We start from the raw sequence: 14,700 nt of genomic DNA on the forward strand, positions 1-14,700 counted from the left end.
CACGCCGTCCTGTGAGGGCCGGCTACGCGCTCGGGCAGCGCAAACAGAAGAGGACGCGGCAATGTCAGAATTCGATCGCCAGGTCTGCGTGGTGACAGGCGGCGGGCGCGGGATCGGGCGGGCCATCGTGGCGATGTTCGCGGCCGAGGGCGCTCATGTTCACTCTCTCGACACGTTCGAGCAGGCGCCGCTCGACGGTCACGTCAGTCTTCACAAATGCGACATCGCCGATTTGTCGGCCGTAGAGGCGTTCTTCGCTCAACTGGGAGCCGACTGCTCCCTCGACATCCTCGTCAATAACGCCGCAACCGTCACCCGCGCTGTGCCGATCACGGAGCTTTCGGCCGAGGAATGGCAGCGCACGCTGGCGGTCAACGTCACGGGCGTTTTCAATGTGACCCGCAGCGCCCTCGGGCTCATGGGGAGTGGCGGACGGATCATCAATCTGGCGTCGACCTTTGCCCATGTGGGCTCCCCGGGGCGCGTCGCGTATTCGACCACCAAGGGTGCGATCCTGGCATTCACCCGGTCTCTGGCGCTGGATACGGCGGCGCTCGGCATCCGCGTCAATTCCATCTCGCCAGGCGGAATCGCCACCGATCGGCTGATCGAGTTGTTCGGTTCGGAGGAGGCCGCCGAGGCGCATCTCGCCCCCCTGCATCCCATCGGCCATACCGGCAAGCCCGCGGATATCGCCAACGCCGTGTGGTATCTCGCGTCCCAGCGCGCAACCTTCATAACGGGCGCAGACCTGCGCGTGGACGGCGGCTACACCGCGCAATAAGGGCTCTCCGTCGGCGCGATCGACGTGCCGCTCGCAAGCCGCTTGCCAATCTTTCGAACGTCCGTTAGATTTTATCGGGAAGAGGATCGGCCGGTCGCCGGTCCCAAACGGATGGCAGGCATGGCGAAGTACAATCTGATTGCGCTGACGAACCCGCTCGATGGTCGCGACGACGAATTCAACGAGTGGTACACGAACGTCCACTTGGCCGACGTCCTGAAGCTTCCGGGCGTCACCGCGGCCCAGCGCTACCGTCTCGCGGAGACACAGCATCGGGCGGGCCCGCTCGACTGGAAATACATGGCCGTCTACGAGATCGAGATCGACGACATCTCGACCACGCTCTCGGCCCTGAAAGCCGCGAGCGGGACCGAAACCATGCCGTTGTCGCCGGCTCTTTCGCCTGAGCGCATGGTGTGGATCTTCGAGCCGATCACCGAGCGCGTCGAGCGCCCTGCCGCGATCGCCGGCTGATTCTGTCGCAAAATTTCGACGCGCCAAGCAAGCGCGCGCCATCTATCGGAGAGGTCACAAGCCCCATGAAAGTGCTCGTCCCTGTCAAGCGGGTCGTCGATTACAACGTCAAGATCCGGGTCAAGTCCGACGGCTCCGGAGTCGAGCTCGCCAACGTCAAGATGTCGATGAATCCGTTTGACGAAATCGCCGTTGAAGAGGCGATCCGCCTCAAGGAGGCCGGCAAGGTCGACGAGATCGTCGTGGTGTCGATCGGGCCGGCGCAGGCGCAGGAAACCCTGCGCACCGCCCTCGCGATGGGCGCCGACCGGGCCATCCTCGTCAAGGTCGAGCACGCGGTCGAGCCGCTCGGCGTGGCCAAGGTTCTGAAGGGTGTCGTGGAGGCCGAACAGCCAGGCCTCGTCATCCTCGGAAAGCAGGCCATCGACGACGATGCCAACCAGACCGGACAGATGCTTGCGGCCCTCCTCGGCTGGGCGCAGGGAACCTTCGCGTCGAAGGTCGAGATCGACGGCGACAAGGCCCGCGTGATCCGCGAGGTCGATGGCGGCTTGCAGACGATCGACTTGAAGCTTCCGGCCATCGTGACGACGGATCTGCGGCTCAACCAGCCGCGCTACGCCTCGCTGCCCAACATCATGAAGGCCAAGAAGAAGCCCCTCGACGAAAAGAGCCCGGCGGATTTCGGCGCCGACGTGACGCCCCGTCTCGAGGTCCTCAAGACCGAGGAGCCCGGCGGCCGGAAAGCGGGCGTCAAGGTCAAGTCCGTGGCCGAGTTGGTCGACAAGCTCAAGAACGAAGCCGGCGTTCTCTAAGCGCCGCGACGAGGAAACAGATCATCATGGATATTCTTCTGATCGCCGAACACGACAATGCCACCCTGTCGGACCAGACCGCCAAAGCGCTGTCGGCAGCGCTGAAGATGGGTGGCAGCGTGGATATCCTTGTGGCAGGTCACGAGGCGAAAGCAGCGGCCGACGCGGCAGCGAAACTGGCAGGCACGCGCAAGGTGCTGCTCGCGGACGCCTCCGAACTGGCGCAACGCCTCGCTGAACCGCTGGCCGCACTGGTAGTGTCGTTGGCCGGTTCCTACGATGTCATTGTTGCCCCCGCGACAGCAGCGGGCAAAAATGTCGCGCCGCGCATTGCAGCGCTTCTCGATGTGGCGCAGATCTCTGAAATCGTGGAGGTCATCTCGGCCGACACCTTCAAGCGCCCGGTCTATGCGGGCAACGCCATCCAGACCGTGCGCTCCACTGACGCCAAGAAGGTCATCACCGTGCGCACCGCGTCGTTCCAGGCGGCGGGCGAGGGCGGGTCCGCTCCCGTCGAGACGGTTCAGGCCGCGACCGATCCCGGGCTGTCGACCTTCGTGGAAAACAACCTCTCGAGCAGCGATCGCCCCGAACTGACATCTGCCCGGATCATCATTTCCGGCGGTCGGGCGCTGGGCTCGGCCGAAAAGTTTCAGGAGGTCATGATCCCGCTCGCGGACAAGCTCGGCGCAGCCCTCGGCGCAAGCCGGGCGGCTGTCGATGCCGGCTACGCGCCGAACGACTGGCAGGTGGGTCAGACCGGCAAGGTCGTGGCGCCGGATCTCTACATCGCCGTCGGCATTTCCGGAGCCATCCAGCATCTGGCCGGCATGAAGGATTCGAAGTTCATCGTGGCCATCAACAAGGATGAGGAGGCGCCCATCTTCCAGGTCGCCGATTACGGACTTGTCGGTGACCTGTTCACCCTCCTGCCGGAACTCGAAAAGGCCCTATGACATGACAGAGGTCTCCGGCGCACTCGCCGGCCTGAAAGTGGTCGACCTCACCCAGATGCTGGCGGGGCCCTATTGCACGATGCTGCTGGCCGACCAAGGTGCCAGCGTCGTCAAGATCGAGCCGGTCAATGGCGATCCCACGCGGCATTTCGGGCCGTTTCGGGAGGATGATACCCTTCATCACTTCGGCGGGTATTTTCAGAGCACCAACCGCAACAAGAAGAGCGTTGCGCTCGATCTCAAGTCACCGGACGGCAAGGCGCTGTTCCTGCGCCTCGCGAAAGACGCCGACGTGGTGGTTGAGAACTTCCGCGCCGGTGTCATGGACCGCCTCGGTATCGGTTATGAAGTGCTGGCGGCGGCCAATCCGCGGCTGGTCTATGCGGCGATCCGTGGCTTTGGCGACCCGCGCACCGGCAGCAGTCCTTACGTCGACCGGCCTGCCTTCGACGTCGTCGCCCAGGCGATGGGCGGCGCGATGGGCATCACCGGCCCCGATGCGCAGACGCCCATGAAGATCGGGCCGGGCGTTGGCGACATCTTTCCAGCCTCGCTGGCGGCTTTCGGCATCATGGCGGCCTTGCATCACGCGGGCCGCACGGGGCAGGGGCAGTTCGTCGACGTGGCCATGTATGACGGGATTCTCGCCATGTGCGAGCGCATCGTCTACCAGTACTCCTATGTGGGAAAATCGCCCGTGCCCGAGGGAAACCAGCACCCGATCCTGTGTCCATTCGGCACCTTCGCGGCCAAGGACGGCCAGGTGACCGTCGGCTGTCCGCGCGATTCGTTCTGGCGCGAGCTGGCGACGATCATGGGGCGTCCCGAACTGGTGGACGATCCGAGATTCTCTTCCAACAACGCCCGCCTTGCTCATTCGGGAGAAACGGTCGCGATCGTGGAGGGCTGGACGTCGGCCCGCACCAAGGCCGAAATCGCGCTGGCGCTCGACGGACGCGTGCCGTTTGGGCCCGTCAACACGGCCGCCGACATCTATGCGGACCCGCATGTGGCCGCCCGCAATATGCTGGTAGAAGTCGAGCATCCGGGCTCGTCCACACCCGTCACCATCGCGTCGACGCCTGTTCGCATGACGGCAACACCCGGCGGCGTGTTTCATCGGGCGCCGCTCGTGGGCGAGCACACAACCGAAGTGCTGTCGGGGCTGGGTCTGTCGGGCGACGACATTGCCGAGCTCAAGGCGCGAGGGGTGGTCGCAGGGGGAGAGTGACGGGCGGCATTCCGCCGGCCCGCGCTGTTGTTTCGACCTGACGTCTTCAGCGGATGGGCGAAAAGCTCGTGGGCTTCAGGATGGTCGTTTCCATCGTCTGGATAAAGGACGTCGTTTTCGGCCCGAACGCGATCCATTCCGGGTCCGCATAAAGCTTGGCGCGCAGGTCGTCGCGCTGCTGCATGTTGTCGTATCCCCACATTGTGATGACCTGGTTCAGCGTGCCGAGCTCAGTGACGAAATAGCCGATCATCTTGAGGTACTTGGTGTGCAGTGCGAGGCCCTCTGCCTCGTAAAGGGCAAGGAATTCCTGGAGTTTTCCCGGGTGGAACGTGTAGGTGCGCTTCTCGATGATCACGGCGGGGTTCCCCTCATTGTGCGAAATGTCGGGCCGCAGGCTAATCCCGTTCTCGACTAAATTCAAACAAATGTTAGAATAGACGCAGTCGCCCGAAACGCCTTTGCGGCCTTTCGGGCAGATAAGAAACACCGGGAGGCGATATGTTAGAACGAACCCTCTTTTCCGAGGAACACGAGATGTTCCGCGAGTCCGTCCGGCGTTTCATGGAACGCGAACTCGCCCCCCATCACGAAGAATGGGAAGAGAAAGGCGAAGTCCCGCGCTGGGCGTGGAAGAAGGCCGGCGAGCAGGGCTTTCTGTGCGTAGCCATTCCCGAGGAATGGGGCGGCGTGGGCGCTGACCGGCGCTACTCGATCATTCTGATGGAAGAGCAGGCGCGGCTGAACCTGACCGGTCTCGGCTTCGCGCTCCATTCCGACATCGTCGCACCCTATATCCATCATTACGGCACGACCGAGCAGAAGCTTGCTTGGCTGCCCAAGATGGCGAGCGGCGACGCGATTGCGGCCATCGCCATGACCGAACCCGGCGGCGGCTCGGACCTCCAGGCGATCCGCACTACCGCAATCCGCGACGGTGACGATTACATCATCTCGGGTCAGAAGACGTTCATCACCAACGGCCAGACGGCCGATCTCTTTCTCGTGGCCTGCAAAACCGACCGGGCGGAAGGCGCCCGCGGCATCAGCCTCGTGATGGTGGAGGCCGATCGCGCCGGATTCCAGCGCGGGCGCCGGCTGAAGAAGCTGGGGACGAAAGCGCAGGATACCTCGGAGCTTTTCTTCAACGATGTGCGGGTGCCTGTCACCAATCGCATCGGCGAGGAGGGCAAGGGGTTTGCGTATATGATGCAGGAACTCGCCTGGGAGCGCATGCATGTGGGCATCCAGGCCGTGTCCTGCTGCGAGGCGGCACTGGGCTGGACCATCGACTACACGAAGCAGCGCCGCGCCTTCGGCAAGGCCATCATCGAATTCCAGAACTCGCGCTTTACCCTCGCCGAAATGAAGACCGAAGTGCAGGTCGGACGCGTGTTCCTCGACCGTTGTCTGGAGTTGGTCCTCGAAGACAAACTCGACACCACGACGGCCGCCATGGTCAAGCTCTGGACGAGCGAGATGCAGGGCAAGGTGCTGGACGCCTGCCTGCAGCTTCACGGCGGCTACGGGTATATGTGGGAATATCCGATCACGCGCGCTTTCGCGGACGCGCGTGTGCAACGCATCTATGCCGGCACCAATGAGATCATGAAGGAGCTCATTGGCCGGACGCTGTGAACCTGACCCGCCGCCGCTAGCCGGCGGCGAGGTCTGTCCGTCTCGCGGAGGCGTAGTCCCGCCAGGTGATCGGCTGGCGTCCGGTCACGCGCGCGACCGTGTCGTAGACCGCGCCCGCGAGCGGCATCTCGCCCGCCTCGATGGCCGCGACTCCCGTTGCGAGACTGGTGGCATAGACCGGTTCCATGCCTTGTTTGAGAAGGATGGGCAGCAGGCTCGCAGCGGGCCTTGGCTGGTAGGTCACGGGGTTCTGCGTCACGTCGGACAGGGTTGCGGCGATCTCCGACATGGTCAGCGCCTCGATGGCGAGCGGATAGATCTGTCCGGCGTGTTTGTCGGGCTCGCGCAAGGCGGCTGCGGCGACGGCCGCCATGTCGTCGGACGAGATCCAGCTCACGCGTTGATCGCCGATGAAATGGACCACGCGGTCGGGCCGATGGCGGAACGCGCCCCAGACGGTATCGATGAAGAAGTTGGGCCTCAGGTGCGTGAACGAGAAGCCCATCGCCTCGATGGCGCGCTCGATGAGCTGATGCCAGCCGAAATGGGCGTAGGGTGTGTCATCTGCCGCCAGCGCGCCGAGATGAACGATATGCGGCACGCGGGCCGCCTTGGCGGCGTCCAGCAGGCGCTTCGACTGGATCATCATGTCGACGCTGTAGCCCGTCACCAGGAAGATGGAATCCACGCCCTCGAGTGCAGGCCGCAGTGTCCTGGGGTCGTCATAGTCGAACGCCACCGGTTCGAAGCCGGATTCGCGCAGTCTCGCGGCTCCGGCATCGCTGCGCGTGGCCCCCAGCAGTTCGATCGCGCCAGCGGCAGCATCCGGTGCGAGCGCTCTCATGGCCGCTCCGCCCACCGTTCCGGTCGCGCCGGTCACCAAGATCCGTCTGGTCATGCTCGCCGTATCCTAAAATCTAACATATGTTCATTTTTATAGAGGAACGGCCGCGCCTGTGTCCAGAGCACGCAGGCGCGGCCTTTGACAGGGAACGAAAGTCAGGCGGCGCGCGGAATCGGCGCTTGCGCTGTTTTCGAACGAGTGTTAGTTTTTGCGAAGGCCCTCCCTGGCCAAGGTGGGAGCCGTCAGTTTGGATCCGAAGAGATCCGCCATCAGCGCGTCAGCGCTCGCGGCACATCAGGGAGGTCGGGCATGCGTCGTCTTGAAGGAAAACTCGCCGTCGTCACGGGTGCAGCAAATGGCATCGGCCGTGCATCGGCCCTCCGGTTCGCATCCGAGGGCGCCAATCTCGCCATCATCGACATGGAAGAGGAAGGCCTCGCCGTCACGGCGGATAAGGCGCGCGAAGCGGGCGCAACGGTGCTGACGATCACGGCCAACTGCACCGATGAGGACGTCGTGGCGGACGCCTTCAAACGGATTTATGCCGAGGCAGGCTTCGTCGACATTCTCATGAACAATGTCGGGCAGAGTGCCCGTCAGCGCGCGTCAGAGTTTTATGCCTCATCGTCGGAGGTGTGGCGCTTCGTGCTGGAAGTCTCGCTGATGTCGACGCTGATCTCGTCGCGCCAGGTTGTTCCCGCCATGCGGGAGGCCGGCAAGGGCAAGATCGTGAACGTCGCGTCCAATGCGGGTCTGGCCGGCGAGGTCGGATTGTCCGAATATGCTGCTGCCAAAATGGGTGTGATCGGGTTCACCCGCTCGCTGGCCCGCGAGCTGGCGCCATTCCGCGTGAACGTCAACGCGATCTGCCCCGGTGTGACCAAGACGCGCATCATCGGCAATATTTCCGAGGACATCCTCGAGAAGATCCGCCAGTCGATCCCGCTGGGGTTCTTCGCCGAACCCGAGGATATCGCGGCCACAGCGGCCTTCCTTGCAAGCGAGGATTCTCGCTACATGACGGGCCAATCGGTCGTCGTCGACGGCGGACGCTGGATGGTTTGACGGTCCGCGACGATCGCCATTGGCGGGCGATCGCGCAGAGAGCACACGTTGGTTTTAATATTTGCAGAAGCTGCAACACATGAAAAGGCGCCCCTGACATGGGAAAGATGCTGGAAAACAAAGTGGCCCTGGTGACAGGAGCCGGACGCGGCATCGGCCGAGAGATCGCCATGATGATGGCAGCCTACGGCGCCAAGGTCGTGGTCAACGATCCCGGCGTGTCGCTCGAGGGAAAAGACGAGAGCGATGCGCCTGCCCGTGAAGTCGTGCGCGAGATCAAGAGCGCTGGCGGCGAGGCGGTCGCGGATTTCGGGTCGGTCTCCGATTCGGAGCAGGCGCGTGCCATGGTCAAGACCGCTGTCGACACGTTCGGCAAGATCGACATCGTCGTCAACAACGCCGGCATCCTGCGCGACGTCATCTTCCACAAGATGACGGACGAGGACTGGGATTCGGTCCTCAAGGTTCACCTGTACGGCAGCTACAATGTCAGCCGCGCGGCCGCCGAGCATTTCCGCAAGCAAGAGAGCGGCACCTTCGTCCACATGACCTCCACGTCGGGTCTCGTGGGAAATCCCGGTCAGGCGAACTACTCCGCTGCCAAGATGGGTATTGTCGGTCTGTCGAAATCGCTGGCCCTCGATATGGCGCGCTTCAACGTCCGCTCGAACTGCATCTCGCCCTTCGCCTGGAGCCGCATGGTCGGCTCGATTCCGAACACACCGGATCAGGAAGAGCGACTGAAGAACCTCAGAATGCTGACCCCCGACAAGATCGCGACGCTCGCGGTCTTCCTGGCAAGCGAAGACGCCAAGGATGTCAACGGACAGATCCTGGCGGTGCGCGGAAACGAGATCTTCCTCATGAGCCAGCCGCGGCCCCTGCGCTCGGTTCATCGCTCGGAAGGCTGGACGCCCGAGACCCTTCGCGACCACATGCTGCCGACGCTCAAGCCGTCCTTCATTCCGCTGGAAATGTCGCGCGATGTCTTTTCCTGGAACCCGGTCTGACGATGGCCGACTTCAAGCGCTATGACGAGGTCGCCATCGGCGATCTCTACCCGCCGGAACCGCTCCGGTTCGAGGTCAGCGCCGCCGTGGTCGATGGGTTTCTCGCAGCCACCGGTAATGATGATCCGCGCTACCGCTCCGCTGATGGGTCGCGACGCGCGCCGTCGATGATCGCATCTGTGTACCTCATCGACCTGTTGAACGCCCGGCGAAGCCCGCCCGGCGGGATTCATGCCAAGCAGGCTCTTCGATTCCATCGCCCGCTTGCGGTGGGCGAAACGCTGAAGATCCAGGCTCGCATCGTGGACAAGTACGTGCGCAAGGAGCGGCCTTACATCGTCTCGTCGTTCGAGGCCCGCAGCGAGGACGGCACTGTCGTGGCCAGCGGACGGGTCACGTCGATCTGGGGAAGAGATCAATGACTTCACCTGACGCACGCTCCGCGATGTCCAATGTTCCTCAGCGCTTTGCTGTCGGTGCGACACTCCCTGTCCTGACACGGGACGTGACGCAGCCGATGATCGACGCCTACGCAAAAGCATCGGGTGACTTCAATCCCATCCACGTCGATCCAGAATTTTCCAGGACCGGGCCGTTCGGCCGCACCATCGCGCACGGGCTCATGACGCTCGCCTTCGTAGCGCAGATGCTCAATGACTGGACCGATGGCCAGTTCGACGAATGCGGCGAGATCGACATCGCTTTCGTGGGTCCGGTCTATACCGGCGATCATCTGGAGATCTCCGGTGTCGTCGAAGATGTCATCTCGTCGGAAGGCAGGCTGGCATCGCAGGTCAAACTGATCTGCAAGGCCGGCGATCGGCAGATTCTCGCCGGGACCGCCCTCCAGCCAATCGAAGTAAGGAAGGCCTGAAATCATGGCGCGTGAAGCAGTGATCGTAGGTGTCGGCGACGTGCCGCTCAAGGATGGCCGGGTCGTCGGCGGCGGCTCAGTTCTGCAGGTTCAGGCGCGGGCCGCCAAGGCGGCGCTCGACGACGCCGGCATCGCCATGCGCGATGTAGATGGTCTGCTCGTTGCAGGTCTCTGGGGCGTGCCTGGTCCGGGCCAGCTCGCCTCCGTCACGCTTGGCGAATATCTGGGCATCTTCCCGCGGTTCGCCGACACGACGAATATCGGCGGTTCCGCCTTCGAGGCCCACGTGGCCCACGCGGCGATGGCGATCGAGAGCGGCTATTGCGACGTGGCGCTCATCGTTTATGGCAGCACGCAGAAGAGCGAACGCAGTCGCACTCTTGGCGGACGCCCGCCGGTGCTCACCATGCAATTCGAAAATGTCTGGGGCATTCCGCAGCCGGTCGGTGGCTATGCCATGGCGGCCAAGCGCCACATGCATGAGCATGGCACCACCCAGGAGCAGCTGGCCGAAGTCGCCGTTGCGACACGCAAATGGGCCAGCCTCAACCCGGCCGCCACCATGCGCGATCCCATCACCATCGATGACGTGATGGCTTCGACCCGAATCTCCGACCCGTTGAAGCTTCTCGATTGCTGCCTCGTCACGGATGGCGCGGGCGCTGTCGTCATGACCACGGCCGAGAACGCCAAGGCGCATGGCAGCCGGGCCGTCAATATTCGCGGCTACGGCGAGGCGCACACGCATTGGAGCATCGGCGCCATGCCGGATCTCGCAAGGCTCACGGCCGCCGAGATGTCGAGCAAGGCCGCCTTCGACATGGCAGGCATCAGCCGCGATGCGATCGACGTGGTCGAATGCTACGACAGCTTCACGATCACAGTTCTGCTGACGCTCGAGGCGCTTGGCTTCTGCAAGCGTGGCGAGGGGGGACAGTTCGTGGCCAACCAGCGCACGGCGCCGGGCGGCGCGTTTCCGCTCAACACCAATGGCGGCGGCCTGTCCTACTGTCACCCCGGCATGTACGGCATCTTCCTGCTGGTCGAGGCGGTCCGTCAGCTTCGCGGCGAGGCCGGGGATCGCCAGGTTGCAGGCGCCAAGACCGCGCTCGTTCACGGGACCGGGGGAACGCTGTCGTCCGGCGGCACCGTGATCCTCGCCAACCATTGAGGAATCCCACATGACCGAAGCAGCAGCCTACGACAAACCCCTTCCCGTCATCGATCCCGGCACCAAGCCCTTCTGGGATGCGGCCCGCGAGCATCGCCTGTCGATCCCGCGCTGCCGGTCCTGCGGGAAACACCATTTCTATCCGCGCGAGCTTTGCCCCCATTGTCATTCGGACGATCTCGAATGGACGGACGTGAGCGGCAAAGGCGAGATCTACTCCTACACCATCGCCCGCAAGCCCGCTGGCCCCGTCTTCGCACCCGACGTTCCTTACGTGATCGCCATGATCGCACTGGATGAGGGCCCGCGCATGCTCACCAACATCGTCACGAGCGATGTCGAGGCGGTGCGCATTGGCGACCGCGTGACGGTGTCGTTCGATGACGTGACGCCGGAGGTCACGCTGCCGAAGTTCACATTGGACAATGCCTGACATGAAGCCGATTCACGTTCCGGAAGAGATCGTCGCCATTGGCGAAAGCCTGATCCGCTTCGTCGATCAGGAGGTGGTTCCGATCGAGTCCGCCAACAAGGCGCTGCTGTCGAGCGACCGCACGATCTTCGACGAGAAGGGACGTTTTACGCCCGAGGTCGAGGCGCTGAAGCGGGAGGTCCGCGAGCGCTCGTCACGCCAGGGCTTTTACACGATGTTCGGGCCTGAGGCGATCGGTGGCGGCGGGCTTGGTCCCGTGGCTGCCGTCTATCTCAACTGGGTGCTGTCGGCCCATTGCGGACCCGGCCGCGTGCTCGTCCACCCGGTCGTCATTCCGTCGCCCTTCACCAACGGGCTGTCGCCGCTCCTGACCAATCTCTCGCCATCCGTGCGGGACCGGTATCTGCCCGATCTCGCGAGCGGCGAGAAGACACTCTGCTTCGGCCTCAGCGAACCCGATGCAGGTTCCGACGTGTTTGCCATGAAAACGCGCGCGGTGCGCGATGGCGACGAGTGGATCATCACCGGTTCGAAGCAGTGGATCACCAATGGTCCCTACGCGGATTACGCAATGATCTTCGCGGTGACCGATCCCGAGCGCGCCGCACAGCGCAAGGGCGGCATCACCGGGTTCTTCGTCGACACCAAGGCGCCCGGCTTTTCGGTCGTCTCGACGATTCCGATCATGGGCCAGCTGGGCGCCGAAATCGGCATCCTGTCCTTCGACGGCCTGCGCGTGCGGGACGATCACAGGCTAGGCGCTGTCGATGAGGGGCTGAAGGTCGCGCTGCAAGGCGTCAATACCGGACGTCTTGGTTTGTCCGCCACTTGCATCGGGCTTGCCCGCTGGGCGCTGGACCAGGCGCTTGCCTATGCCAAGGTTCGCAAGACGTTCGACAAACCCATCGGCGAGCATCAGGCCGTCCAGATCCTGATCGCCGACAGCGCAGCCGATATCTACGCGGCCGAAACCATGCTCGTGGATTGTGCGCTGAAGCTGGAGCGTGGCGATCGGGCTTTGGCCGAGACCTCCATGGTCAAGCTCCATTGCACCGAGGCTGCCAACCGGGTTTTCGACCGCTGCATGCAAGTGCACGGCGGCATGGGCCTGACAAACGAGCTTCGGCTCGAGGCAGGCTATCGGTTCGCGCGCTCGATGCGCATTCCTGACGGCACCAGCGAAATTCAACGTCGGACGATTGCGCGCGAGCTCATCGTGTCGGGCGTCAACTTCTAAGGCTTTCTGACCATGACGCACGCCACGCCCACCAGCCTCGACCATCTGTTTCGACCCACTTCCGTGGCTATCCTCGGCGCATCCGACGATCCGACACGGATTTCCGGCCGCCCGGTACGCTATCTGATCGAGGGTGGGTTCAAGGGGCCGATTTATCCGGTCAATCCCAATCGCCAGACGGTTCAGGGATTGAAGGCCTATGCGTCACTGGCGGACGTGCCGACCGTGCCAGATGTGGCGTTGCTCGCCGTGCCCGCGGGACTGACAGAGGCCGCGGTGAAGGAATGCATCGCCAAGGGCGTGCGCGGCGCGGTGATCTTTTCCGCCGGCTACGCGGAGAGCGGCGAGGAAGGCCTCGCCATCCAGCAACGCATCGCCGATATCGCGCGCGAAGGCGGGCTGCGCCTGCTTGGACCAAACTGCCTCGGCATCTTCAACCCGCAAATCGGATTCTTCGGCACCTTCACGCAGTCGCTCGACCGCGAGATGCCCAAGGCGGGACCGCTCGGCATCATCAGCCAGAGCGGCGCATACGGCTCACATATCGCCTACCTGGCGCGGCGGCGCGGCATCGGAATCAATTACTGGATCACCACCGGCAACGAGGCTGACGTGGACGTGGCCGAGGCGCTCGAGTGGATGGCAGGCCAGCCCGACGTCAAGGTCATCATGGCCTATGTGGAAGGGGTGCGCGATGGCGCTCGCTTCCGGGCTGCGTTGGAGCTTGCGCGCAAGAACCGTAAACCCATCGTGATGATGAAGGTCGGCCGCTCGGAAGTCGGCGCGAAGGCTGCAAGCTCGCACACGGCCTCGCTTGCGGGCTCGGACGCCATCTACGATGCGTTGTTCAGACAATATGGCGTCCACCGCGCCGCGACGACGGAAGAGCAGATCGACGTGGCTTATGCGTGCGCCCGCGGGATTTTCCCGAAAGGCAATCGGCTGGGCGTGGTGACACTGTCCGGCGGTGCTGGCGTTCTCATCTCCGATTCGGCGGAAAAGCACGGCCTCGATGTGGCGCCGATGCCGCTCGCCGCGCAGCAGAAACTCAAGGCTCTGCTGCCCTTCGCGTCGGTGGAAAATCCCGTCGACACCACCGCGCAGGCGCTCAACGACATGAACCTCCTGGCCAAGAACATGGAGGTCATCCTGGAGGATGGCGGCTATGACGCGCTGCTGGGGTTCTTCTCGACGGTGCCGAATACCCGCACCCTGTCGGGGCCCCTGAAGAAGGCGATTGCCGACGGATGCTCGCGGTTTCCCGATCGCCTCATCGCCATGGCGATGATTGGCGACGAGGACGTGGTGCGCGCATATGAGGAGAGCGGCTTCCTGGTTTTTGAGGATTCCGACCGCGCTGTGCTGGCGCTGGCAGCGCTGACCCGCTTCGCGCGCGCTTTCGATGACGTGGAGGACGTCCCCCGCGTCGCAGCCGCAGCGCCGATTGGCGAGGGCGCGATGTCCGAATTTGCCGCCAAGGAGCTGCTTGGAAAAGCCGGCATTCCTTTCCTGGACGAACGCCTGGTGACCGCTGCCGACGCGGCGGGCTCGGCGGCAGACGGGATCGGCTATCCGGTCGTGATGAAAATCGTCTCGCCCGATATCGAGCATAAGACGGAAATCGGCGGCGTGCTTGTCGGCCTTGCCGATCGCCAGGCTGTCACCGAGGGCTTCGCGACCCTCATGGCCCGGGCGGCGCAGCACCGGCCGGATGCGTCCATTGAGGGGGTGCTGGTCGCCCCGATGGCCAAGAAGGGCGTCGAGACCATCATCGGCGTCAGCCGCGATCCGGTTTTCGGCCCGGCGGTCATGTTCGGGCTCGGCGGCGTACACGTGGAAGTTCTGAAGGACGTCACGTTCCGCTTGGCACCGTTTGGTCGCGCCGAGGCGCTGCGGATGATCGACGACATTCGCGGCCGGGCGCTGCTCGCCGGCGTTCGCGGGGCGCCGGCCTCCGACGTCGAGGCGCTGGCCGATCTGCTGGTCAGCATCTCGCAGTTCGCTGCTGCGCACCATGACGATATCGAGACAATCGACCTCAATCCCGTGCTGGCGTTTCCAAAAGGCCAGGGTGTCGTCGCCCTTGACGCATTGGTCGTGCCGCGACGCGGGGCTTGAACTGCAACAGTTTTCGAACTACCGTTAGAAAATCATTTGGACGGAAAACG

The 14,700-nt window shown here is 63.7% G+C and carries 16 protein-coding genes; 14 read left to right on the plus strand and 2 right to left on the minus strand.

Annotated features, from left to right (window positions below; translation table 11 throughout):
* Positions 1 to 61: 61 nt before the first annotated feature.
* The 5 genes from J4G32_RS17780 (at position 62) to J4G32_RS17800 (ending at position 4,260) form a co-directional block, all read left to right on the plus strand.
* Entirely contained in the window at positions 62 to 784 is a 723-nt protein-coding gene (locus tag J4G32_RS17780; protein WP_210496847.1) for an SDR family NAD(P)-dependent oxidoreductase, read from the plus strand.
* 120 nt (positions 785 to 904) lie between these two features.
* Positions 905 to 1,258 (plus strand): DUF4286 family protein, encoded by a 354-nt coding sequence (locus tag J4G32_RS17785; RefSeq protein WP_210496848.1) that lies wholly within the window; start codon positions 905 to 907, stop codon positions 1,256 to 1,258.
* A 65-nt stretch (positions 1,259 to 1,323) separates the two neighbouring features.
* Entirely contained in the window at positions 1,324 to 2,073 is a 750-nt protein-coding gene (locus J4G32_RS17790; RefSeq protein WP_210496849.1) for an electron transfer flavoprotein subunit beta/FixA family protein, read from the plus strand.
* A 26-nt stretch (positions 2,074 to 2,099) separates the two neighbouring features.
* Positions 2,100 to 3,029, plus strand: a complete 930-nt coding sequence (locus J4G32_RS17795; RefSeq protein ID WP_210496850.1) for an electron transfer flavoprotein subunit alpha/FixB family protein — start codon at positions 2,100 to 2,102, stop codon at positions 3,027 to 3,029.
* A 1-nt stretch (position 3,030) separates the two neighbouring features.
* Positions 3,031 to 4,260: a CaiB/BaiF CoA transferase family protein gene (locus tag J4G32_RS17800; RefSeq protein ID WP_210496851.1), complete on the plus strand. Its 1,230-nt coding sequence runs from the start codon at positions 3,031 to 3,033 to the stop codon at positions 4,258 to 4,260.
* A 46-nt stretch (positions 4,261 to 4,306) separates the two neighbouring features.
* On the opposite strand, the gene J4G32_RS17805 is transcribed toward J4G32_RS17800, so the two are convergent.
* Positions 4,307 to 4,618, minus strand: coding sequence for an NIPSNAP family protein (locus J4G32_RS17805; RefSeq protein ID WP_210496852.1), 312 nt, complete (start codon positions 4,616 to 4,618; stop codon positions 4,307 to 4,309).
* A gap of 143 nt (positions 4,619 to 4,761) precedes the next feature.
* On the opposite strand from J4G32_RS17805, the gene J4G32_RS17810 reads away from it, so the two are divergent.
* The gene (locus J4G32_RS17810; protein WP_210496853.1) at positions 4,762 to 5,898 is read left to right on the plus strand and encodes an acyl-CoA dehydrogenase family protein; all 1,137 of its coding nucleotides are present in this window, start codon (positions 4,762 to 4,764) and stop codon (positions 5,896 to 5,898) included.
* 16 nt (positions 5,899 to 5,914) lie between these two features.
* On the opposite strand, the gene J4G32_RS17815 is transcribed toward J4G32_RS17810, so the two are convergent.
* Positions 5,915 to 6,796 (minus strand): NmrA family NAD(P)-binding protein, encoded by an 882-nt coding sequence (locus J4G32_RS17815; protein WP_210496854.1) that lies wholly within the window; start codon positions 6,794 to 6,796, stop codon positions 5,915 to 5,917.
* A 255-nt stretch (positions 6,797 to 7,051) separates the two neighbouring features.
* On the opposite strand from J4G32_RS17815, the gene J4G32_RS17820 reads away from it, so the two are divergent.
* The 8 genes from J4G32_RS17820 to J4G32_RS17855 all read left to right on the plus strand — a co-directional run bounded on the left by J4G32_RS17820 (position 7,052) and on the right by J4G32_RS17855 (position 14,650).
* Positions 7,052 to 7,807 carry an SDR family NAD(P)-dependent oxidoreductase gene (locus J4G32_RS17820; protein ID WP_210496855.1) on the plus strand — a complete coding sequence of 252 codons (756 nt, stop codon included), beginning with the start codon at positions 7,052 to 7,054 and terminating at the stop codon, positions 7,805 to 7,807.
* A gap of 98 nt (positions 7,808 to 7,905) precedes the next feature.
* Positions 7,906 to 8,817, plus strand: a complete 912-nt coding sequence (locus tag J4G32_RS17825) for an SDR family NAD(P)-dependent oxidoreductase (RefSeq protein ID WP_210496856.1) — start codon at positions 7,906 to 7,908, stop codon at positions 8,815 to 8,817.
* Between the two features lie 2 nt (positions 8,818 to 8,819).
* On the plus strand, positions 8,820 to 9,239 hold the full coding sequence (locus J4G32_RS17830) for a MaoC family dehydratase (RefSeq protein ID WP_210496857.1): 420 nt from the start codon (positions 8,820 to 8,822) through the stop codon (positions 9,237 to 9,239).
* Positions 9,236 to 9,691: a MaoC family dehydratase gene (locus J4G32_RS17835; RefSeq protein ID WP_210496858.1), complete on the plus strand. Its 456-nt coding sequence runs from the start codon at positions 9,236 to 9,238 to the stop codon at positions 9,689 to 9,691. Before J4G32_RS17830 ends, J4G32_RS17835 begins: the two co-directional genes overlap by 4 nt.
* Before the next feature lie 4 nt (positions 9,692 to 9,695).
* Positions 9,696 to 10,862, plus strand: coding sequence for an acetyl-CoA acetyltransferase (locus J4G32_RS17840; RefSeq protein WP_210496859.1), 1,167 nt, complete (start codon positions 9,696 to 9,698; stop codon positions 10,860 to 10,862).
* Positions 10,863 to 10,872: 10 nt separating this feature from the next.
* Positions 10,873 to 11,295, plus strand: coding sequence for a Zn-ribbon domain-containing OB-fold protein (locus J4G32_RS17845; protein ID WP_210496860.1), 423 nt, complete (start codon positions 10,873 to 10,875; stop codon positions 11,293 to 11,295).
* A 1-nt stretch (position 11,296) separates the two neighbouring features.
* A complete protein-coding gene (locus tag J4G32_RS17850; protein ID WP_210496861.1) occupies positions 11,297 to 12,532 on the plus strand; it encodes an acyl-CoA dehydrogenase family protein in 1,236 nt (411 codons plus the stop codon).
* 12 nt (positions 12,533 to 12,544) lie between these two features.
* Positions 12,545 to 14,650 carry an acetate--CoA ligase family protein gene (locus J4G32_RS17855; RefSeq protein WP_210496862.1) on the plus strand — a complete coding sequence of 702 codons (2,106 nt, stop codon included), beginning with the start codon at positions 12,545 to 12,547 and terminating at the stop codon, positions 14,648 to 14,650.
* Positions 14,651 to 14,700: the final 50 nt, after the last annotated feature.

The organism is Microvirga antarctica, from assembly GCF_017921815.1.
In the GTDB taxonomy this organism is placed as follows: domain Bacteria; phylum Pseudomonadota; class Alphaproteobacteria; order Rhizobiales; family Beijerinckiaceae; genus Microvirga; species Microvirga antarctica.

Bases quoted from the DNA above. Each gene is read 5' to 3' on its own strand.
- J4G32_RS17780 (WP_210496847.1), top strand. From the start codon at position 62: ATGTCAGAATTCGATCGCCAGGTCTGCGTGGTGACAGGCGGCGGGCGC.
- J4G32_RS17785 (WP_210496848.1), top strand. From the start codon at position 905: ATGGCGAAGTACAATCTGATTGCGCTGACGAACCCGCTCGATGGTCGC.
- J4G32_RS17790 (WP_210496849.1), top strand. From the start codon at position 1,324: ATGAAAGTGCTCGTCCCTGTCAAGCGGGTCGTCGATTACAACGTCAAG.
- J4G32_RS17795 (WP_210496850.1), top strand. From the start codon at position 2,100: ATGGATATTCTTCTGATCGCCGAACACGACAATGCCACCCTGTCGGAC.
- J4G32_RS17800 (WP_210496851.1), top strand. From the start codon at position 3,031: ATGACAGAGGTCTCCGGCGCACTCGCCGGCCTGAAAGTGGTCGACCTC.
- J4G32_RS17810 (WP_210496853.1), top strand. From the start codon at position 4,762: ATGTTAGAACGAACCCTCTTTTCCGAGGAACACGAGATGTTCCGCGAG.
- J4G32_RS17815 (WP_210496854.1), bottom strand. From the start codon at position 6,796: ATGACCAGACGGATCTTGGTGACCGGCGCGACCGGAACGGTGGGCGGA.
- J4G32_RS17820 (WP_210496855.1), top strand. From the start codon at position 7,052: ATGCGTCGTCTTGAAGGAAAACTCGCCGTCGTCACGGGTGCAGCAAAT.
- J4G32_RS17825 (WP_210496856.1), top strand. From the start codon at position 7,906: ATGGGAAAGATGCTGGAAAACAAAGTGGCCCTGGTGACAGGAGCCGGA.
- J4G32_RS17830 (WP_210496857.1), top strand. From the start codon at position 8,820: ATGGCCGACTTCAAGCGCTATGACGAGGTCGCCATCGGCGATCTCTAC.
- J4G32_RS17835 (WP_210496858.1), top strand. From the start codon at position 9,236: ATGACTTCACCTGACGCACGCTCCGCGATGTCCAATGTTCCTCAGCGC.
- J4G32_RS17840 (WP_210496859.1), top strand. From the start codon at position 9,696: ATGGCGCGTGAAGCAGTGATCGTAGGTGTCGGCGACGTGCCGCTCAAG.
- J4G32_RS17845 (WP_210496860.1), top strand. From the start codon at position 10,873: ATGACCGAAGCAGCAGCCTACGACAAACCCCTTCCCGTCATCGATCCC.
- J4G32_RS17850 (WP_210496861.1), top strand. From the start codon at position 11,297: ATGAAGCCGATTCACGTTCCGGAAGAGATCGTCGCCATTGGCGAAAGC.
- J4G32_RS17855 (WP_210496862.1), top strand. From the start codon at position 12,545: ATGACGCACGCCACGCCCACCAGCCTCGACCATCTGTTTCGACCCACT.